15 protein-coding genes and 1 pseudogene are annotated in these 20,545 nt (G+C 72.7%); 8 read left to right on the top strand and 8 right to left on the bottom strand.

What is annotated here, in order from left to right; translation table 11 throughout:
- Window positions 1-8: 8 nt before the first annotated feature.
- From ABZS37_RS15800 to ABZS37_RS15790, 3 genes are read right to left on the bottom strand one after another with little or no spacing between them, the layout of a single operon-like run.
- Window positions 9-2,108 carry a xanthine dehydrogenase family protein molybdopterin-binding subunit gene (locus ABZS37_RS15800; protein ID WP_355169467.1) on the bottom strand — a complete coding sequence of 700 codons (2,100 nt, stop codon included), beginning with the start codon at window positions 2,106-2,108 and terminating at the stop codon, window positions 9-11.
- Entirely contained in the window at window positions 2,105-3,097 is a 993-nt protein-coding gene (locus ABZS37_RS15795) for a xanthine dehydrogenase family protein subunit M (protein WP_355169465.1), read from the bottom strand. Before ABZS37_RS15795 ends, ABZS37_RS15800 begins: the two co-directional genes overlap by 4 nt.
- Window positions 3,094-3,591, bottom strand: a complete 498-nt coding sequence (locus tag ABZS37_RS15790; RefSeq protein WP_354994389.1) for a 2Fe-2S iron-sulfur cluster-binding protein — start codon at window positions 3,589-3,591, stop codon at window positions 3,094-3,096. The genes ABZS37_RS15795 and ABZS37_RS15790 overlap by 4 nt, the downstream gene beginning before the upstream one ends.
- Before the next feature lie 112 nt (window positions 3,592-3,703).
- On the opposite strand from ABZS37_RS15790, the gene ABZS37_RS15785 reads away from it, so the two are divergent.
- From ABZS37_RS15785 to ABZS37_RS15770, 4 genes are all read left to right on the top strand, one after another.
- Entirely contained in the window at window positions 3,704-4,300 is a 597-nt protein-coding gene (locus ABZS37_RS15785) for a nucleotidyltransferase family protein (protein ID WP_355169463.1), read from the top strand.
- 110 nt (window positions 4,301-4,410) lie between these two features.
- Window positions 4,411-5,052, top strand: coding sequence for a helix-turn-helix transcriptional regulator (locus tag ABZS37_RS15780; protein ID WP_355169461.1), 642 nt, complete (start codon window positions 4,411-4,413; stop codon window positions 5,050-5,052).
- A complete protein-coding gene (locus ABZS37_RS15775; protein WP_355169459.1) occupies window positions 5,049-5,774 on the top strand; it encodes an ABC transporter ATP-binding protein in 726 nt (241 codons plus the stop codon). Before ABZS37_RS15780 ends, ABZS37_RS15775 begins: the two co-directional genes overlap by 4 nt.
- Window positions 5,771-8,230 carry an ABC transporter permease gene (locus ABZS37_RS15770; protein ID WP_355169457.1) on the top strand — a complete coding sequence of 820 codons (2,460 nt, stop codon included), beginning with the start codon at window positions 5,771-5,773 and terminating at the stop codon, window positions 8,228-8,230. The genes ABZS37_RS15775 and ABZS37_RS15770 overlap by 4 nt, the downstream gene beginning before the upstream one ends.
- A 126-nt stretch (window positions 8,231-8,356) precedes the next feature.
- On the opposite strand, the gene ABZS37_RS15765 is transcribed toward ABZS37_RS15770, so the two are convergent.
- From ABZS37_RS15765 to ABZS37_RS15750, 4 genes are all read right to left on the bottom strand, one after another.
- Entirely contained in the window at window positions 8,357-9,733 is a 1,377-nt protein-coding gene (locus ABZS37_RS15765) for a GH1 family beta-glucosidase (protein WP_355169455.1), read from the bottom strand.
- A gap of 29 nt (window positions 9,734-9,762) precedes the next feature.
- Window positions 9,763-10,602, bottom strand: coding sequence for a carbohydrate ABC transporter permease (locus ABZS37_RS15760; protein WP_355169453.1), 840 nt, complete (start codon window positions 10,600-10,602; stop codon window positions 9,763-9,765).
- A complete protein-coding gene (locus ABZS37_RS15755; RefSeq protein WP_355169451.1) occupies window positions 10,595-11,587 on the bottom strand; it encodes a sugar ABC transporter permease in 993 nt (330 codons plus the stop codon). Before ABZS37_RS15755 ends, ABZS37_RS15760 begins: the two co-directional genes overlap by 8 nt.
- 70 nt (window positions 11,588-11,657) lie before the next feature.
- The gene (locus ABZS37_RS15750) at window positions 11,658-12,956 is read right to left on the bottom strand and encodes a sugar ABC transporter substrate-binding protein (protein WP_354994264.1); all 1,299 of its coding nucleotides are present in this window, start codon (window positions 12,954-12,956) and stop codon (window positions 11,658-11,660) included.
- Between the two features lie 233 nt (window positions 12,957-13,189).
- Between ABZS37_RS15750 and ABZS37_RS15745 the strand changes: the two genes are divergently transcribed.
- Window positions 13,190-14,389, top strand: a complete 1,200-nt coding sequence (locus ABZS37_RS15745) for an ROK family transcriptional regulator (RefSeq protein ID WP_355169449.1) — start codon at window positions 13,190-13,192, stop codon at window positions 14,387-14,389.
- Between the two features lie 226 nt (window positions 14,390-14,615).
- Window positions 14,616-17,249 (top strand): discoidin domain-containing protein, encoded by a 2,634-nt coding sequence (locus tag ABZS37_RS15740; protein ID WP_355169447.1) that lies wholly within the window; start codon window positions 14,616-14,618, stop codon window positions 17,247-17,249.
- Between the two features lie 112 nt (window positions 17,250-17,361).
- Here ABZS37_RS15740 and ABZS37_RS15735 read toward each other — a convergent pair whose 3' ends face one another.
- A complete protein-coding gene (locus ABZS37_RS15735) occupies window positions 17,362-18,747 on the bottom strand; it encodes an FAD-dependent oxidoreductase (protein ID WP_355169445.1) in 1,386 nt (461 codons plus the stop codon).
- Window positions 18,748-18,977: 230 nt separating this feature from the next.
- On the opposite strand from ABZS37_RS15735, the gene ABZS37_RS15730 reads away from it, so the two are divergent.
- Entirely contained in the window at window positions 18,978-19,334 is a 357-nt protein-coding gene (locus ABZS37_RS15730) for a YciI family protein (RefSeq protein WP_354994260.1), read from the top strand.
- Between the two features lie 2 nt (window positions 19,335-19,336).
- A pseudogene (locus ABZS37_RS15725) lies at window positions 19,337-20,544 on the top strand (RNA polymerase sigma factor).
- Window position 20,545 lies beyond the last annotated feature (1 nt).

Genomic DNA, 20,545 nt, shown 5'->3' with positions numbered 1-20,545 from the left:
ACGCTTATTTAAGCGAGGGCTGATACCCCGACCAGCTTGTCCAACCGGATCGGCAGATCCCGGATCCGCACGCCGGTGGCGTGATGCACGGCGTTGGCGATCGCCGCCGCAGCGCCGACGATGCCGATCTCGCCGATGCCCTTCACCCCGGCCGGGTTCAGCTCGCCGTCCTGCTCGTCCAGCCAGTACGCCTCGATGGACTCCACGTCCGCGCAGCCGGTGATGTGATAGGTGGCCAGGTCGTGGTTGACCCAGTCGCCGTACCGCTCGTCGAGCAGACCCTCCTCGTGCAGCGCCATCGACAACCCCATCGTCATGCCGCCGATGAGCTGGCTGCGCGCCGTCGTCGGGTTCACCACCCGGCCCGCCGCGAACACCCCGAGCATCCGGTTCAGCCGTACCTCACCGGTGTCCGCGTCCACGCGCACCTCGGCGAACTGCGCCCCGTACGCGTACCGGGGCAGCGCGGCCTGCCCGCCCACCTCGTCGGCGGTGTCCGCCTCGGCGGTCACGGCACCGTCCGCCGGCACCCCACCGGGGAGGTCCCGCAGCTTGTCGCGCAGCGCCTGACAGGCTCGGATCACCGCCCAGCTCCAACTGGCGGTGCCCATCGAGCCGCCGGCCACCGGGGCGGTCGGCAGGTCGCTGTCACCGATGCGGATCTCGACCCGCTCCGGCGGCACCCCGAGCGCGTCGGCGGCCACCTGCCACATCGCCGTCCGGGCGCCGGTGCCGATGTCGGTGGCGTTGATCTGGACCAGGAAGCCGCCGTCGGGCCGGGCGGTGGCCATGGCCGAGGACGGCCTGGCCCGGGCCGGGTAACTCGACCCAGCCACACCCGTGCCGATCAGCCAACGCCCGTCGCGCCGGGCGCGGGGCGTCGGGTCCCGGTCCGCCCAGCCGAACCGCTGGGCACCCTCGCGCAGACAGGCCACCAGGTTGCGGCTGGTGAACGGTCGCCCCTGGTCGGGGTCAACCTCCGCGTCGTTGCGGATCCGCAACTCCACCGGGTCGATGCCCACGGCAATCGCCAGCTCGTCCATCGCCGACTCCAGGGCGTACGCGCCGGGGCACTCGCCCGGGGCGCGCATCCAGAACGGCGTGGGCACGTCGAGGCGGACCAGCCGGTGCGTGGTGCGTCGGTGGGGTGCGGCGTACATGCTGCGGGTGTAAACGGCGGTCTGCTCGGTGAACTCCCGGATGGTCGAGGTCTGGCTGATCGCGTCGTGGCAGATCGCGGTGAGTCGCCCGTCGGCGTCGGCGGCGAGGCGGACCCGCTGGATGGTGGGGGTGCGGTAGCCGACCGGGCCGAACAGCTGCTGGCGGGTCAGCGCCAGCTTGACCGGTCGGTCGACGTGCCGGGCCGTGAGGGCGGCCAGCACCACGGCTGCCTTGGCGTACCCCTTGCTGCCGAAGCCGCCACCGACGTGCTCGGTGACGACCCGGATCGACTCCGGCGGCAGCTCGAACAGCTCGGCCAGCGTGCCCCGTACCGCCGACGCGCCCTGGTTGGAGTCGTGCACCAGCAGCCGCCCGTCGCGCCACTGCGCCGTCGTGGCGTGCGGCTCCATCGGGTTGTTGTGGTAGGCCGGCGTGCGATACGTGGCATCCATGCGCACCGGGGCAGCCGCGTACCCGGCGTCGAAGTCGCCCTCGGCGGTGTCCGTCGGGTAGCTGGGGTTGACATGGTCCGGCCGGTACAGGCCGGGATGGTCGGAGGTGAGCACGGTGCTGTGCGGCTCGGCGTCGTAGTCGATCCGCACCAGCCGGGCACCCTCCCGGGCCGCCTCCAGGCTGGTGGCCACCACCACCGCGATCAGCTGCCCCCGGTAGTGCACCCTCGGCTCCTGCAACAGCCACAGCTCCGGCTCCGGGCCGGGCGCGAGGCGGGGCGCGTTGCCGTGGTGCAGGACGGCCAGCACGCCGGGAGACGCGAGCGCCTCGGCCGTGTCGACCCGGGTTATCCGGCCCCGGACCACTGCCGACGGCACCGCCCAGCCGTACGTGACCCCGTCCACCGGGTACTCCACCGCGTACCGCGCCGTGCCGGTGACCTTCTCGCGGCCCTCCAACCGGGGGTACGCCCGGCCGACCGCGTCGGCGGTCACGACGACGCCCCCTCGGCCAGCTCGCTGAGCGCGCGCACGGTGATGGCCCGGATCAGCGGCAGCTTGAAGCCGTTGTGCCGCAACGGGCGCGCCTGGGCCAGTTCCGCGTCGGCGGCCCGTGCCGCCAGCTCCGGGCTGAACGGTCGACCCCGCAGCTCCTCCTCGGCCCGGTGCGCCCGCCAGGGCCGGTGCGCCACCGCCCCGTACGCCAGTCGCACGTCGCGGACCACGTCGCCGTCGAGGTCCAGCACCGCGGCCACCGAGCCGGCGGCGAAGGCGAACGAGGCCCGGTCGCGCACCTTGAGGTACGTCGAGCGGCGCGCTGCCGGCAGCGGCGGCAACCGGACGGCGGTGATCAGCGCGCCCCGGGCCAGGGTGGTCTCCCGCTCGGGGTGCGTGCCGGGGGAGCGGTGCAGGGCGGTGATCGGGATGTCGCGGGCGCCGTCGGTCTCGTGCACCTCCACCACCGTGTCGAGTGCGGCCAGCGCGACGGCCAGGTCGGACGGGTGGGTGGCCACGCACTGCTCGGACCAGTCCAGCACCGCCAGGTCGCGGTTCTGGCCGTGCAGCGCCGCGCAACCGCTGCCCGGGTCCCGCTTGTTGCACGGCTTGCCGGTGTCCTGGAAGTAGACGCAGCGGGTGCGCTGCAACAGGTTGCCGCCGGTGGTCGCCATGTTGCGCAGCTGTCCGGAGGCGGCGGCGAGCAGGGCGCGGGCCAGCACCGGGTAGTCCCGGCGGACCACCGGGTGGGCCGCGAGGTCGCTGTTGCGTACCGTCGCGCCGATCCGCAGCCCGCCGTCGGGCGACTCCTCGATGGTGTCCAGCGGGAGCCGGGTCACGTCCACCAGCACGTCGGGGCGCTGCACCCCGAGTTTCATCAGGTCCACCAGGTTGGTGCCGCCGCCCAGGTACGCCGCCTGCGGTTCCGCGGTGAGCACGGCGACCGCGTCGGCCACGTCGGTCGGGCGGTGGTAGCGGAACGCCCTCATCGGGTCGCCGCCGTCTCGCGCACGGCCGCCACGATGTGCGGGTACGCGGCACAGCGGCACAGGTTGCCGGCCATCCGTTCGCGGATCTCCGCGTCGGTCAGCTCGGCCGGTGCGCTCAGGTCGTCGGTGACCGCGCTCGGCCAGCCCCGGGCGACCTCGTCGAGCATGCCGCGGGCGGAGCAGAGCTGCCCGGGGGTGCAGTAGCCGCACTGGAACGCGTCGTGCGCGATGAACGCGGCCTGCAACGGGGACAGCTCGTCCGGCCCGGCCAGCCCTTCGACGGTCACCACCGACCGGTCGGCCAGCGTGACCGCGAACACCAGGCAACTCTTCACCCGGCGGCCGTCCAGCAGCACTGTGCAGGAGCCGCACTGGCCGTGGTCGCAGCCCTTCTTCGCCCCGATCAGGCCGAGGTGCTCGCGCAGCGTGTCCAGCAGTGTGGTGCGGTTGTCCAGCCGCACCTCGCGTGACGCGCCGTTGACCTCGAACGCCACCCGGGACGAGTGCCGCTCGTCGGTGGTTGTCTCGTTCTCCGGTCCGCCCTGCACCGGCCCAGACTAGCTTTATCGGTACATTTGAGGGCGAATAACGCGGGAGGTGGGGCGGGTGCCGGACCTACCGGTGACCGCCGGGTTGCTGCTGGCCGCCGGCGCCGGGCGGCGGTACGGCCGACCGAAGGCGCTGGTCGAGCTGGCTGGCGAGCCGCTGGTGCGACGCGGGATCCGGCTGCTCGGCGACGGTGGCTGCGCACCCGTGCACGTGGTGCTCGGCGCGGGCGCCGACGAGGTGCCCGACCTGTCCGGCGCGGTGCCGGTGCGTCACGACCGCTGGCCCGAAGGGCTCGGCTCGTCCCTGCGCCGGGGCCTGGCCTCACTGCCGGCCGACGTACCCGCTGCTGTCGTGGTCCTCGTCGACCAGCCGCTGCTCAGCCCGGTGGCGGTCCGCCGGGTGCGAGGGGCGTACGCGAGGGGCGCGGTCGTCGCGGTCGCCACCTACGCCGGTCGGCGGGGGCACCCGGTCCTGCTGTGTCGGGAGACCTGGCCGCTGCTGGACGGGTACGCCGTCGGCGACCGGGGTGCCCGCGACCTGCTGCGCGACCGACCGGACCTGGTGGTCGAGGTGCCCTGCGACGACGTCGGCTCACCGGTCGACGTGGACACCCCGGCCAACCTGCTCGGGCTGCGACGGGTCAGCGACGTGTGAGCCACCGGGGGCCGTACAGGACCACGACTGTGGACGGAGGTCGAACGGGGGAGTGTCAGCGCGATAATACTGTGTATTATACCGAGTATGCTGACTGTAGGTGATGGATCGTGAGTATTCGTCATGCCATGCTGGCGCTGCTCACCGAGGCACCGAAGTACGGTCTCCAGCTCCGGCAGGAGTTCGAGGCGCGCACCGGCGAGGTCTGGCCGCTCAACGTCGGGCAGGTCTACACCACGCTGCAACGCCTCGAGCGCGAGGGACACGTCGAGACCGACGACGCCGGCCGCGACGGCGCCCAGAAGCGCTACCGGCTCACCGCCGACGGCGAGCGGGAGCTGCACACCTGGCTGCGGACGCCGCCGCAGGCCGGGCCGCCGCCCCGCGACGAGCTCGTGATGAAGGTCCAGGTGGCGATGCGGCTGGCCCAGGTGGACGTGACCGAGATCCTCCAGGCCCACCGCCGGCGGATCGTCGAGGAGATGCAGCGCTACACCCACCTCAAGGCCGACGCGGCACCGGAGGACATCGGCCTCGGCCTCGTCGTCGACGCCGAGCTGTTCCGCCTGGAAGCGGTCGTCCGCTGGCTGGACGCTGCGGACGCCCGCCTGCGCAGCCACCGGACCGCGCCCGCCGCGGGCGCACCGCCCGTCGCCAGCGCACCGCCCACGGACACGTCGCCGACCGCGGACGGCCAGGACAGTCGCCCCACGCGGCCGGCCCGGGGCGACGCCGCAGGAGCCCGGCGATGAGCGTCGTGCTGAGCCTGCGTCAGGTGTCCAAGGTGTACGGCTCGGGCGCCGCCGCCGTGCACGCCCTGCGCGCGGTCGACCTCGACGTGGTCGCCGGTGAACTGGTCGCGGTCATGGGCCCCAGCGGTTCGGGCAAGAGCACCCTGCTGACCATCGCCGGCACCCTGGAGGAGCCGACCGCCGGCCAGGTGACGGTCTGCGGGTCCGACCTGGCCGGTTTCTCCGCCGACGCCACCGCCCGGTTGCGTCGCCGCTCACTCGGCTTTGTCTTCCAGGACCTGAACCTGCTCGCCGGTCTCTCCGCCGTCGAGAATGTGGCCCTGCCCCTGGAGTTGGACGGCATGGCCGTACGCCCGGCGCGCGCCGCCGCCCTGCGCGTGCTCGACGAGCTGGGGCTGACCGACCGCGCCGGTCACTTCCCCGACGACCTCTCCGGGGGCGAGCGCCAACGGGTCGCCATCGCCCGGGCCGTGGTGGGGGAGCGGCGGCTGCTGTTGGCCGACGAGCCCACCGGCGCCCTCGACGCCGCCAATGGCGAGGCGGTTCTGCGGATGCTCCGCTCGGCCTGCAAGCGTGGCATCGCCGGAGTGATGGTCACCCACGATGCCCAACTCGCGTCCTGGGCCGATCGTGTGATCTTCATTCGGGACGGTCGGGTGGTCGACCAGACCGCCCCGTCGGCCGGTCCGGACGCCCTGCTCGCCCCGGGCCCGACGCCGTGACCGCCGACCCTGGCCGCAGCCGGACGACCGCCCGGCCCGCTGGCGGCGGGCTCCCGGCCCGCCGCGCGGTGATCCGCTGGGCGGTACGACTGTTCCGCCGCGAGTGGCGGCAGCAACTGCTGGCCATCGCGCTGATCACGGTCGCGGTCACTGGCACCACCTTCGGTCTGGCGGCGACCTGGAACCTGGCCGCGTCGACCGACGCCACGTTCGGCCGCGCCGACCAGCTCCTCCGGATCCCCGGTGACGACCCGGCCGCGCTGGACGCCCGGGTCACCGCCGCTCGGGCATGGTTCGGCACGATCGACGTGATCGGTCACCGGCACGTGCCGGTGCCGGGGCTGTTCGACCCGGTCGACGTCCGGGCCCAGGACCCCGCTGGCGCGTACGGCGGCCCGATGCTCGCCCTGCGGCAGGGCCGCTACCCGACCGGGCCCGCCGAGGTGGCGGTCACCGACGGGGTGGAGCGAGCGCTGCGGGCCGGGCTCGGCACCCGGGTCCAGCTCGGTGACTCCGACCGCCTGATCGTCGGGGTCGTGGAAAACCCGGCGGACCTGCACGACGAGTTCGCCCTCACCGACCCGGCGCACGCCGATCGACCGCAGTCGGTGACCGTGCTGGTGGCCGGCGACCGCGACACCATGGAGGAGTTTCGCCGGACCATCGACGGCCCGCTGGTACGCGAGGCCCGGCCGGCGGCCGAGCGCACCACGCTCACCATCGCCGCGCTGGCGCTGGCCACCGTCGGTCTGCTGCTGGTGTCTCTCGTGGCCGCCGCCGGGTTCGTGGTGCTGGCACAGCGCCGGCTGCGTCAGCTCGGCATGCTGGCGGCGATGGGCGCCACCCGTCGGCACCTGCGGTTGGTGCTGCTGGTCAACGGCGCGGCGGTCGGGTCAGTCGCCGCAGTCTGCGGCACCGGCGTCGGGGTCGCCGCCTGGCTGATCACCGCCGGCTTCGTCGAGACCTCTGCCGGGCACCGCATCGCCCGGTTCGACCTGCCCTGGCTCACCATCGGCGCGGGCATGCTGCTGGCCGTGGTGACGGCTACCGCCGCGGCCTGGTGGCCGGCCCGCGCGGTTGCCCGTACCCCGATCATGAGCGCACTGTCGGCTCGGCCGCCGACCCCGCCGGCGGCGCGGCGGACCGCCGTGGTCGCGGTCGCGCTGCTCGCCGCCGGCCTCACGGCATTGGTGCTCTCCGACGGGTCGAACCCGCTGCTCATCGGGGTGGGCGCCGTCGGCATCACGCTCGGCGTGCTGTTCGTCGGTCCGCTGGCCATCCCGGCGCTGGCGGCGGCCCGGGGAAACCTCCCGGTGGCGGTCCGGCTGGCCCTGGCGGATCTGGCCCGGTACCGCGTTCGGGCCGGGGCCGCGCTCGCCGCGATCAGTCTCGCGGTGGGCCTGTCGGCGGCGATCGTGGTGGGTTCCGCCGCAGCGGAGTACCGCAGCCGGGAGGCGGCCGGGCTGGGCAACCTCGCGGCCAGTCAACTGCTGATCCGGATCGGCCAACCGGATCCGGTGATTCCAGAGCGCACGGCGGCCGAGCTCGCCGCTCTCCAAGCCCGGACCGACACCATCGCGGCCACCGTGGGAGCGGCCACCGTCATTCCGCTCGACATGGCGGTGGTGGCCGCGCACACCGACCCCGGCCGGGAGGGTGGACCGACCGGCCACCCGGCGGTCGAGATTGGCGCCCCGGTCGCAGACGGCGAGTCGACGCCGTCCCATCCGCTCTACGTGGTCAGTCCCGGGCTGCTCCGGCTGAACGGCGCGGCCGGGATGGCCGTCGACGCCGACACCGATGTGCTCACCACCCGCACCGGTGAGCTGGCGCTGCTGAACATCCCCGCCCGCGGGGTACGGCCGACCGTGCGCCCCCTGCCCCGGTCCGGCTACACCGGGCTGCCCGACTCGCTGATCACTCCCGCCGCGCTCGGCCGGCACGGCTGGCAGCCGGCCCGGGTCGGCTGGTTCCTCGCGGCCGATCATCCCCTCACCGACGCGCAGCTGGCGACGGCCCAGGACCTGGCCGCTGCCGCCGGGCTCACCATCGAGTCCCGTCGGGAGCAGAGTTCGCTGACCCCGCTGCGGACCGGCGCGACCGGCGCCGGCGTGCTGCTCGCGCTCGGCGTGCTGGCGACGACCGTCGGGCTCATCCGGGGTGAGGCGGCGGGGGACCTGCGCACGCTGGCCGCGACCGGGGCACCGAGGCGGGTACGGCGGACGCTCACCGCCACCACCGCCGGAGCGCTGGCCCTGCTCGGTGCCGTGCTGGGCGTGACCGGCGCCTACCTGGCGCTGGCCGGCGCCCTGCACCGCGACCTCGATCCGCTCGGCGCCGTGCCCGTCGCTCACCTCGTCGCGATCGCCGCCGGGCTGCCGTTGCTCGCCGCCGGCGCCGGCTGGCTGCTCGCCGGCCGACTGCCGCCGTCGCTGTCCCGCCGCGTCCTGGACTGAGCGCCTGGTCCCGCGTCCTGGACTGAGCGCCGGTCGCGTGTCCTCGACCGAGCGCCGGTCGGCGGACGGAACGCCCTGGGCGCCGCTCGACGCGGCGCCCAGGGTGCCGGCCTCGCCGGCCCCCGTTCAGGCCACCGGTGTGGCGGTCCCGGTGGCACCGGCGAGACGCTGGTGGGCGCGGATCAGCTCGGCGTAGCGCAGGCCGCTCGCCTTCACCGTCCGACGCTGGGTGGCGTAGTCGACATGCACCAGCCCGAAACGCTTGTCATAGCCGTACGCCCACTCGAAGTTGTCCAGCAGCGACCAGACGAAGTAGCCGTCCAGGGGCACACCCCGGGCCACCGCCGACGCGCACGCGGCCAGGTGCTGCTCCAGGTGGTCGGTGCGCTCCTTGTCCTCCACCGTGCCGTCCGCGGTGACCTCGTCGGGCCACGCCGAGCCGCTCTCGGTGACGATGATCCGGCCCGGCCGGTACTCCTCGTGCACCTCGACCAGCAGCCGCTCCAGCCCCGCCGGGTACACCTCCCAACCCATCCCCGTCTCCACCGAGCCGGGCACCGGCACCTGCCGGGCGTACGGGGGCGGTCCGGCCGGGTCGTCGACCACCAACTGACGGAAGTAGTAGTTCACACCGAGGAAGTCGGTCGGCGTGGCGATGACCGCCAGGTCGTCGCCGCGTACCGGTGGCTCGACCCCGTAGGTGGCGACCATGTCGGCGGGGTAGCCGCGCCCGTGGATCGGGTCCAGCCACCACCGGTTGACGTGCCCGTCCGCGCGTCGGGCCGCCGCGACGTCCTCGGGTCGGTCGGTCGCCGCCTCGATCGGGCTGAGGTTGAGCACCAGCCCCACCGAGGCCGGTCGGGCGGCGTTGGCGCGGATCGCCTGGGTGGCCAGCCCGTGCCCGAGCAGCACGTGGTGCGAGGTGTGCACCGCGCGGGTGAGGTCCCGCTCGCCGGGGGCCATCTTCCCCTCCAGGTGCCCGATCCAGGACACGCAGAGCGGCTCGTTGACCGTGTTCCAGTCGGCCACCCGGTCACCGAGGCGGGTGGCGACCACCGCCGCGTAGTCGGCGAACGCGTCGGCGGTTGTGCGCTGCGGCCAGCCACCCCTGTCCTGCAGAGCCTGCGGCAGATCCCAGTGGTAGAGCGTGACGAACGGTCGGATCCCGTCGGCGAGCAGCGTGTCGACGAGCCGGTCGTAGAAGTCCAGCCCAGCGGGGTTGACCCGCCCGACGCCGTCGGGCATCACCCGGGGCCAGGCCACCGAGAAACGGTACGCGTCCACGCCGAGCCGACGCAGCAACGCCAGGTCCTCCGGCCACCGGTGGTAGTGGTCGCAGGCCACCGCGCCGGTGTCGCCGTTGTCGACGTTGCCCGGGGTCGCCGAGAAGGTGTCCCAGATGGACGGCGCCCGGCCGTCGACGTCGACGGCCCCCTCGATCTGGTACGCCGCGGTGGCGACGCCCCAGAGGAAGTCGGGTGGCAGCTTGGACAGGTCGGGCACGGGTCGGTTCTCCTCTGAGGTTGGATGACTCACTTGACCGCGCCGGCGGTGAGGCCGGCGACGAAGTAGCGCTGGAGGGCCAGGAACCCGACGACGACCGGGATGCTGACCACCAGCGAGGCGGCCATGATCTGGTTCCAGTAGACGTTGAACTGGGTGGAGTAGCCCTGGAGACCGACGGCCAGGGTGCGGCTGCCCTCGTCGGTCATCACCGACGCGAAGAGCACCTCACCCCAGGCGGTCATGAACGCGTACACGGTGACCGCGACGACGCCGGGCACGGCGGCCGGCAGGATGACCTGGAACAGGATGCGCAGCGGCCCGGCCCCGTCGACCTGCGCCGCCTCGTCCAACCCCCGAGGGATCGAGTCGAAGTAGCCGACCAGCATCCAGATGGAGAACGGCAGCGAGAAGGTCAGGTACGTGATCACCAGGCCGGTGCGGCTGGCGTACAGCTCGATGCCGGTGGCGTTGCCCAGGTTGACGTAGATGAGGAACAGCGGCAGCAGGAACAGGATGCCGGGGAACATCTGGGTGGACAGCACCGTCACCGAGAAGACGCCCCGGCCGCGGAACCGGTACCGGCTGACCGCGAACGCGGCGAAGATGGCCACCGCCACCGAGCAGACGGCCGCGATGCTCGACACCACCAGGCTGTTCACCAGGTACCGGGCCAGCGGCACCGTGCTCCACATGTCGACGAACGGTTGCAGGGTGGGTCGGCTGGGCAACCAGGTGAAGCCGTTCTGCACGTCCTGCAACGGCTTCGCCGCGGAGGTGACCATCACGTAGAGCGGGATGACGACGAAGAGGGTGAGCAGGGTCAGCACGATGCGCCGGCCCCAGCGCTCACCGGCGGTCTCACGCATGGTCGTCCCTCCGACGGTTGGTGATCAGCAGGTAAGCGGCCGAGACGATCATCAGGAACAGCAGCAGCGCCACGGACATCGCCGAGCCGGAGCCGAAGTCCCAGGTCTTGAAGGAACTGCGGTAGATGTGGATGGAGATCAGGTTGGCCTGCTCCGGCGCGGAGCCGCCGAAGAGCACGTACGGGGTGTTGAAGTCGTTGAAGGTCCAGAGGAACAGCACCAGCAGCAGCACCAGGTTCACCGGCCGCAGCATCGGCAGGGTGACCGAGCGCAGTCGGCGCCAGAACCCGGCGCCATCGATCGCGGCGGCCTCGTACAGCTCGCCGGGCACGTTCTGCAGGCCGGCCATCAGGCAGAGGAACGCGAACGGCCAGTTGCGCCACACCGACACCACCAGCAGCGACCAGAAGCTGTTGTCGCCGATCAGCCAGAACGGCCGCTCGTTCAGCAGCCCGAGCTGGTCGACGAGGACGTGGTTGACCAGGCCGGTGTCGCGTTGCAGCAGGAAGCTCCAGGTGATCACCGCGGCGTAGACGGGCAGGGCGTACGGGGTGAGGAAGAGCGCCCGCAGGATCGCCCGCCCACGGAACGGCTTCTGCAACACGACCGCCGCCGAGATGCCGAGCAGCCAGGCGAACCCGACCGAGAGCAGGCTGTAGGCCAGGGTGACCCAGAACGAGTGCAGCAGTTCCCTACCGGCGGCGCTGTTCAGGTCGAGCGTCGCCCGGTAGTTCTCCCACCCGACGAAGGGGGCGGTGGACCAGTCGCGGATGTGGAACTGGGTCAGCTCCAGCAGGCTCATCCAGACCCCGACCACCATCGGGATCACGTGGATGGCGAGTTCCAGCACGATGGCCGGTACGAGCAGCAGGTACGGCAGGAGCGAGCGGCGGGGGCCGCGGGGCCGGCGGGCCGGCCCCCGAGCCGGTGACCCGGCCCGGGGTTCGCGCCGGTCGGCGTCCGGCGCGGTGGTGCTGGTTGCCATCGGGGTCCTCTCGGAGGCGGTGGCCGTGGCCGGGCTCAGCACCCGACCACGGCCACCGGTGACGCCTGGGTCAGCGCATCTTCTGCTGCGCGTCGGTCAGCTTCGCCTTCACCGACTCCTCGGTGACCGGCTTGCCGCTGGCCGCGTCGGCGAACAGCTCCTTCATCGCGGTGCCGACCAGGGTCTCGAAGGTGCTCTCCTCGGGCACCTGCGGCAGCGGGGCCGCGGTGGTGACCAGGGTCTCCTGGATGGTCTTCTGCTCGACGGCGGTGAACGCCGGGTCGGAGCCCGCGGTCTTCACCGCCGGCAGCGAGCCGTACGTGCGGTTGAGGATCGTCTGCTCCTCGTCGCTGGTCATGAACTTCACGAAGTTCAGCGCGCCGTCACGGTTCTTGGTGTGCTTGAAGACCGCCATGTTGATGCCGGCGACCATGCTGTTGACCTTCTTGCCGCCGGCCGGTGGGCTGGCCAGGAACGGCACCGGGGCCACCCCGTACGCGTCGGCGGGCATGTTCTGCGTCTTCAGGTTGGAGCCGGCGGACTGCCACAGCAGCATGGCGGCCTTGCCGTTGGCGAAGTCGGAGACCGACTGGTTCTGCGCGTACTCGGCGTTGCTCGGGTTGGTGATCTTGTCGGCGGCCATGAAGTCGATGTAGCGCTTGATCGCCGAGACGTTCTGCGGGGTGTCGAAGGTCGGCTTGCCGGCCGAGTCGAACCACTCACCGCCGTACTGCTGGCTGAAGGTGAAGGCGTGGTGGGCGTTCTCCGACGGGTTGGCCCCCTCGATCGCCAGGCCCCACTTGCCGCCGGTGCTCAGCTTCTTGCCGTACTCGGCGAGCTGCTCCCACGTGGTCGGCGGTGCGGTGATGCCGGCGTCGGCGAACGCCTTCTTGTTGTAGTACAGGCTGTACGCCATGCTGTAGAGCGGCACGGCGGCCGGCGGCTTGCCGGGGGCGCCGGCTGCGGCGAGCGCGGCGGGCACGATCCGGTCCTTGCCGCCGACGGCCTGCAGTGTGGCGTCGTCGAACTCGACCAGCGCGCCGGTGGCCTGCAACGACGCCGACCAGGTGTTGCCGATGTTGACCACGTCCGGGCCCTTGCCGGAGGCGGCGGCCGCGAGCAGGCGGTTGAGCAGGTCAGACCACGGGACCACCTCGACGGTGACCTTGATGCCGGTCTGCTTCTCGAACTTGTCCAGCTCCGGCTGGAGGATCGTCTTGTCGGCCTCCAGGCTGGCGCCCTGGTTGCTGGCCCAGTAGGTGAGCGTCTTCGGTGCTGCGGCAGAGTCGTCGCCGGAGCCGCCGCAGGCCGTCAGCGAGGCGGCCGCCAGTACGGCGGCGGTGAATATCCCGAGGTGTCGTCTCGACACGGTCAGCCCTTCCGGTGCGTGGTGGGAGTCCGCCGACCTCCGTCGTCGATAGGGGTGGGCGACGGGCGGCCGGCTGCGGACGGGTTTCGGGGGTGCGCCGTCGGGGGCCGACGGCGTTTCCCGGGAGTTACATCACGGCTTAATGAATGTCGTCATTAAAGTTCCTGTCCAGTGGGTCGTCAAGCACGGGGCGGTTACAGTCGCTCGAACGACCGACGGGATCGAGGTGCCGAGTGGAGCTGGCGCGAGCCACCAACCGGAGTGTCCGGCTGCGCAACAGGTCTGCCCTGCTGACGAAGCTCTTCCTCGATGCCCCGCTCACCCGGCAGGACCTGGTGCGCAGCACCGGGCTGAGCCAGCCGGCGGTGAGCAACGTGGTGGCCGACCTGATCGACGAGGGGCTGGTCGCCGAGGCCGGCGCCGCCGAGTCCGACGGCGGGCGGCCCAGCATGCTGCTGCGAATCGCGCCCCGCTTCGCGTTCGTGATCGGCGTGGACGTCGGCGAGACCCGGGTCCGGGTCGAGCTGTTCGATTTCGCGATGACCCTGCTGGCCAGCGTCGAGTACCCGCTCGATCCGGCGCGCACCGAACCCGACCTGGTGGCCGGGCACGTGCTGGCCGGTATCGACGCGGTGACCGGGCAGGCCGGGGTCGCCACCGGCGACGTGCTCGGTGTCGGGATCGGCGTCTCCGGCGTGGTCGAGCAGGGCACCCAGGCCGTGGTGGACGCCCAGGCCCTCGGCTGGGACCGGGTGCCGCTGGAGCGCCTGATCGGCGCGGGCACCGACCTGCCGTTGCACATCGACAACGGCGCGAAGACCCTCGGGCAGGCCGAGATGTGGTTCGGTGCCGGCCGGGGCGCCCGGCACGCGGTCTTCGCGCTGGTCGGCTCCGGCGTGGGCGCGTCGGTGGTGACCAACGGCGCCACCTACCGGGGCGCGTCCAGCAGCGCGGGGGAGTGGGGGCACACCACCCTGGTGTACGGCGGACGCGCCTGCCGGTGTGGCGCGCGCGGCTGCCTGGAGGCGTACGTGGGTGCGGAGGCGATCATCGACCGCTACCGGGAGGCACGCCGGGGTCGAGCGGTGCCGGGGGAGGACGAGGAGTCCCAGATCGCCGCGCTGGTGGCCGCCGCCGCGACCTCGGCCACCGCCCGGCGGGTGCTGGACGACACCGCCGGCTACCTCGGCGCAGGCGTGGCCAACCTGATCAACCTGTTCAACCCGGAGCGGGTGGTGCTCGGCGGGTGGGCGGCGATGGCGTTGGGCGACCTGCTGCCGGCCGTCCGGGAGGCCGCCGGCCGGCAGGCACTGCGCCAGCCGTACGAGCAGGCGTCGATCGAGCTGTGCCGGCTCGGGGTGGACGCGGTGGCGTTGGGCGCCGCCACGCTGCCGATCGCCCGGTTTCTCACCGAGGGTGGCGTCCGCCGCTGACCCGACGGTGGCCTCCGCACTGAGGGCGAACCGCCCATAGCTAACCTTCGGGATAAATAACAGTGTTATAGATCGATGTCTTGACGCCGTCGCAATCGCGCCGCAACACTCCTACGAGAGCGCTCTCCACCCCGCGACGCCGCATCGGCGGCACCACCCACGGCATCACGGGCGAGCCCGATCCCACCTGCGCGTCGTCCGGAACCCCCTATCGACAGGCGATGTCATGACATCTCGTGCTACATCCGTACGCCCGCGTCCCCGGCGTGCCGTCCGCCACCTGCTCCTCGGGCTCACCGTGGCGCTGGTCGCCGCCCTCACCCCGACCGGCGCCAGCACACCGGCGCAGGCCGCGCCCACGCTGCTCTCCCAGGGGCGCCCCGCCACCGCCTCGTCCACCGAGAACGCCGGCACCCCGGCCGCCGCCGCGGTCGACGGCAACACCGGCACCCGCTGGGCCAGCGCCTTCAGCGACCCGCAGTGGCTCCAGGTCGACCTGGGGACCCGGGCCACCATCAGTCAGGTCAACCTGCTCTGGGAGGGCGCGTACGGCCGGGCCTTCCAGCTCCAGACCTCCGACGACGCTGCCACCTGGACCACGATCTACTCGACCACCACCGGCGCCGGCGGCACGCAGAACCTCACCGTCACCGGCGCCGGCCGCTACGTACGTATGAACGGCACGGCCCGGGGCACCGGCTACGGCTACTCGCTCTGGGAGTTCCAGGTCTACGGCGAGACCGGCGGCAGCACGCCGACCTGCGGCAGCACCAACGTCGCGCAGGGCAGCCCGGCCACCGCCTCGTCCACTCAGGATGCCGGCCTCGCGGCGTCCGCCGCGGTCGACGGCAACCCGGGCACCCGCTGGGCCAGCGCCGCCAGCGACCCGCAGTGGCTGCGCGTCGACCTCGGCAGCACCCGGACGATCTGCCGGGTGGTGCTCACCTGGGAGGCCGCGTACGCCCGCGCCTTCCAGCTACAGACCTCGGCCGACGGGGCCACCTGGACCACGATCTACTCGACCACGACCGGCGCCGGTGGCACGCAGTCCCTCGACGTCACCGGCAGTGGCCGCTACCTGCGGATGTACGGCACCGCCCGGGGCACCACCTACGGCTACTCGCTGTGGGAGCTGGCGGTGCACACGACCGGCGGCACCAGCGAACCCCCGGTGACGCCCACCGACCCGCGCAACCCCAATCTCGGGCCGAACACGTTCGTCTTCGACCCGAGCACCCCCACCGCCACCATTCAGAGCCGACTGAACACCCTCTTCACCCAGCAGGAGACCAACCAGTTCGGTCCGCAGCGCTACGCGGTGCTGTTCAAGCCCGGCACCTACACCGCGGACGTCAACCTGGGCTTCTTCACCCAGGTCGCCGGCCTCGGCATGAGCCCCGACGACGTCAACCTCAACGGCCACGTCCGGGTCGAGGCGACCTGGTTCGGCGGCAACGCCACCCAGAACTTCTGGCGGGCCGCCGAGAACCTCTCGGTGACCCTGCCCGCCGGGGTCAGCGTCGAGCGCTGGGCGGTGTCCCAGGCCGCGCCGTACCGGCGGATGCACCTGCGCGGCGCGCAGAACCAGATCCAGCTCTGGAACGGCGGCGACGGCTGGTCCAGTGGCGGCCTGATGGCCGACACCCGCGTCGACGGGCTGGTCGTCTCCGGCTCGCAGCAGCAGTGGTACTCCCGCAACAGCGAGTTCGGCAACGGCTGGACCGGCTCGGTGTGGAACATGGTCTTCCAGGGCGTCACCGGCGCGCCGGCGCCCAGCTTCCCCAACCCGTCGCACACCGTCATCGGCCAGACCCCACAGGTCCGGGAGAAGCCGTTCCTCTACGTCGACGGCACCGGTGAGTACCGGGTCTTCGTGCCGGCGCTGCGCACCAACTCCGCCGGCACCAGCTGGTACAACAAGACCCCGGCCGGCTCGTCCATCTCGCTGTCGCAGTTCTTCGTCGTCCAGCCGGGCACCAGCGCGGCCACCATCAATACGGCCCTCGCCCAGGGCAAGCACCTGCTCTTCACCCCGGGCGTGCACCACGTCACCGAGCCGATCCAGGTCAACCGGGCCGACACGGTGATCCTCGGCCTCGGCCTGGCGACCATCCAGGCCGACAACGGCACCGTGGCGATGCGGGTGGCCGACGTGGACGGCGTCAAGGTGGCCGGCCTCATGTTCGAGGCCGGCACGACCAACTCGCCGGTGCTGATGGAGGTCGGGCCGGCCGGCTCGTCCGCGAGCCACGCCGCGAACCCGACCTCGCTGCACGACGTGTTCTTCCGCATCGGCGGGCCACACGTCGGCAAGGCCACCAACACGTTGACCGTCAACAGTGACAACGTGATCGGCGACCACATGTGGCTGTGGCGGGCCGATCACGCCGCTTCCGGCGTACCCACCGGGTGGACGCTGAACACCGCGGACACCGGGCTCACGGTCAACGGCGACAACGTCACCATGTACGGCCTCTTCGTCGAGCACTACCAGAAGTACCAGACCGTCTGGAACGGCAACGGCGGCCGGACGTACTTCTACCAGAACGAACTGCCGTACGACCCGCCCAACCAGGCGGCCTGGATGAACGGGTCGACCCGGGGTTATGCCGCGTACAAGGTCGCGGATTCGGTGACCAGCCACCAGGCGTTCGGGTTGGGCAGCTACAGCTACTTCAACGTCAACCCCGCGGTGGTCGAGGAGCGGGCCTTCGAGGTGCCCACCAACCCGAACGTGCGGTTCACCAACATGGTCACCGTCTCGCTGGGTGGCGTCGGCACCATCAACCGGGTGATCAACAACGCCGGTGGCACCGCGAACGCGGCGAACCAGCAGGTGTACCTGACCACCTACCCCTGACCGGGGCGCCCGCGCCGGCCCGGTCGTCCCACCGACCGGGTTGGCCGGGTCGCCACCGTGGGCCGAGCCGGCCCGGTCCCGCCGAGACCGGGCCGGCCTCGGTCGTCCCCGCTCACACGGCCAGCACCTCGGCCGCCGCCCGCTCACCGGCCCGCACCGCGCCCTCCAGGTAGCCGGTCCAGCGGGTCGCCGTCTCGGTGCCCGCCCAGTGCACCCGCCCCACCGGTGCCCGCAACCGCGGGCCGTACGTGCTCCACGTCCCCGGGGTGAGGGCGCCGCAGAAACAGCCCCGCGTCCACTCCTCGGCCGACCAGTCGTACTCGACCAGCGCCATCGGATTGCCGGCCCCCGGCCCGACCAGGGCGGCGAACGCGTCCAGCAGACACCGTCGACGCTGCTCGGAGGACATCTCGCGCAGCGCGGCGGCGTCCGAGGAGTAGCTGAACCCGGTCAGCACCCCGAGCGGCGACGTCGGGGTGGAGTTGTCGACCGTCTCGGTGAGCGGACCGGCGCTGCTGGTGGCCACCCCGGAGAGCCCGTCGGCACGCCAGAACGGCTCCGGGTAGACGGCGTGCACCTTCAGCGCCGAACCCATCGGCATCCGCTGGGTCAGCCCGTCGCGCAGCGCGGGCAGCGGCGGGTCGTACCGGATCCGGCTGGCCAGCGCCGGCGCCAGCGCGACCACCATCGCGTCGCCGTCGACGCGCCCGGTGTCGGTCCACGCCGTCACCCCGTCGATGGTCTGTGCGATCTCCCGCACCGGTGTGGCCAGCGTCAGCGTCCCCGGTGGCAGGGCCGCGGCCATCCGTTCGGCGAGTGCCGGCGGCCCACCCACGATCCGGTCCTGCTGCGCGCCGCCGGCCATCCCCAGCAACGGCCCGGTGCCGCCGGCGCTGCGCAGGTAGAACAGCAGGTGCAGCAGGGACAGCTCGTCCGCGCTGGTGGCCAGCAGCCCTCCGGCGAGCAGTCGCCCGAGGTAGTCGGCGGTGTCGCCGTCCCCGGCCGTGGCGCGCAGCCAGCCGCCGAGGATCGTCCGGTCCCACTGCGCGGCCTCCGGCGCCTGCCAGGGCGCGGCCGGGTCCAGCCGTGCGGCGTACTCGTCGAGCAGGCCGAACACCCGACCGGCCTGCGTCGGCGGCTCGGCCCGGCGCTGGCCCGCCCAGAGCAGGGTGGGCGCGCCGACCGCCGCCGACGGGAAGGTGGCCAGCCCGTGCTCGGCGACCAGCGCGTACATCCGGTCCTGGGTCGGGCCGATCCACTGCGCGCCCAGGTCGAGTTGGGTGCCGTCGGGCAGCCAGCGGGTCAGCACTCGCCCGCCCACCCGGTCGCGGGCCTCCAGCACCCGCACGTGGGCACCGGCGCGGGTGAGCGCCAGCGCGGCGGCGAGTCCGGAGAAACCGGCGCCGACCACGACCACCCGCATGCCGTCGGCCACGGCGCCGCTTACCCGCAACCGCCCGGCGCATGACTCCCCGGCGCTGATCGAACGGCTGATCACGCCACGGCAGCGCGGGGTCGCACCCCTGTCCCGCGTCCTTTGCTCTGCTTCAACCCACGCGACACTCGACCCCCCTCATCGTTGCGTCCGGTGAAGCAGAGCAAAGGAGGCGCCAACACCGAGGTCGGGGGCCTTCGAGATTTCTTGCGGCGGCCTGTCGATCCGGGCGGGGGCCGAACGTGTGAAGGATGAGAGGTCGGCGACGCGCCGGCCCCCCGCGAGGAGGAACCATGACCATGTACCTGCTCAGCCTTCACCAGCCCCAGGGCGAGCTGCCCCCGGACCCGGAGTTTCTGGCCGGGGTGATGCGCCAGCTCGGTGAGCTGCGCGACGAGCTGGCGTCCACCGGGTCGTGGGTCTTCGGGCAGGGGCTGCACGGCCCGGAGACCGCCACCGTGCTGCGTGCCCGCGATGGCGAGGTCCTGGTCACCGACGGCCCGTTCGTCGAGGGGAAGGAGCACCTGGGCGGCATCACCATCATCGACGTGCCGGACCTGGACGTCGCCCTGGACTGGGGCCGCCGCTACGCGTTGGCCACCACGCTGCCGATCGAGGTGCGCCCCTTCCAGGGTGGGGCCGGCGACTGATCGTGCTGGATGTGGAGGCGGTGTTCCGCGCGGAGTACGGGCGCGCGGTCGCCGTCCTGGTTCGCCTCCTCGGCGACATCGAGCTCGCCGAGGAGGCCGTCCAGGAGGCATTCGCCGTCGCGGTAGCGCGGTGGCCGACGACCGGCCCGCCGCCCAGTCCCGCCGGTTGGATCATCACCACCGCCCGGAACCGGGCGATCGACCGGCTGCGTCGGGCGCATCCCTCCTCGACCGGCACGCCCAGGCGGCCCTGCTGTTCGCCGCCGACGGACCCGTCGAGGAGGGACCTGTGCGCGACGACCGGCTGCGTCTGATCTTCACCTGCTGTCATCCGGCGCTCGCTCCGGCCGCCCGGGTCGCGCTCACCCTGCGCCTGCTCGGTGGCCTGAGCACCGCCGAGATCGCCCGGGCCTTCCTGGTGCCCGAGCCCACCATGGCGCAGCGGCTGGTCCGTGCCAAGTCGAAGATCCGTAACGCTCGGATCCCGTACCGCGTGCCGCGTGATGCCGACCTGCCCGACCGGCTGCACGCCGTGCTCACGGTGCTCTACCTGGTCTTCAACGAGGGGTACACGGCCAGCGCCGGGCGACATCTGGGCCGTGCGGAGTTGTGCGCCGAGGCGATCCGGCTGACCCGATTGCTGGTGGAGCTGATGCCGGACGAGCCGGAGGCGCTCGGCCTGCTCGCGCTGATGCTGCTCACCGAGTCCCGCCGCGACGCGCGGACCACCGCCACCGGTGAGCTGGTGCCGCTGCCCCAGCAGGACCGGGGCCGGTGGGACGCCGAACTGATCGCCGAAGGCCAGGCGCTGGTCCGCCGCTGCCTGCGCCGCGGGCGGCCCGGGCCGTACCAGATCCAGGCCGCGATCGCCGCCGTGCACAGCGCCGCAGCGCGCGGCGCCGACACCGACTGGGGCCAGATCCTTGCGCTGTACGACCAACTGCTGGTGGTGGCACCCGGCCCGGTGGTGGCGCTGAACCGGGCGGTCGCGCTCGCCGAGGTGGCCGGGCCGGCGGTGGCGCTGGTCGAGGTGGATCGGCTCGACCTGGACGGCTACCACGTGCACCATGCGGTCCGGGCTGACCTGCTGGCCCGGCTCGGCCGTGGCGGGGAGGCCGTCGACGCGTACCGGACAGCCGTCGCGCTGACGGACAACGCGGCCGAACGGGCCTTCCTCACCGCGCGCGCGGCGGCCCTCGCGCCGCACTGAC

Source organism: Micromonospora sp. NPDC005413 (assembly GCF_040606435.1).
Taxonomy (GTDB): Bacteria; Actinomycetota; Actinomycetes; order Mycobacteriales; family Micromonosporaceae; genus Micromonospora.
This window is presented reverse-complemented; position numbering and strand designations above follow the sequence as displayed.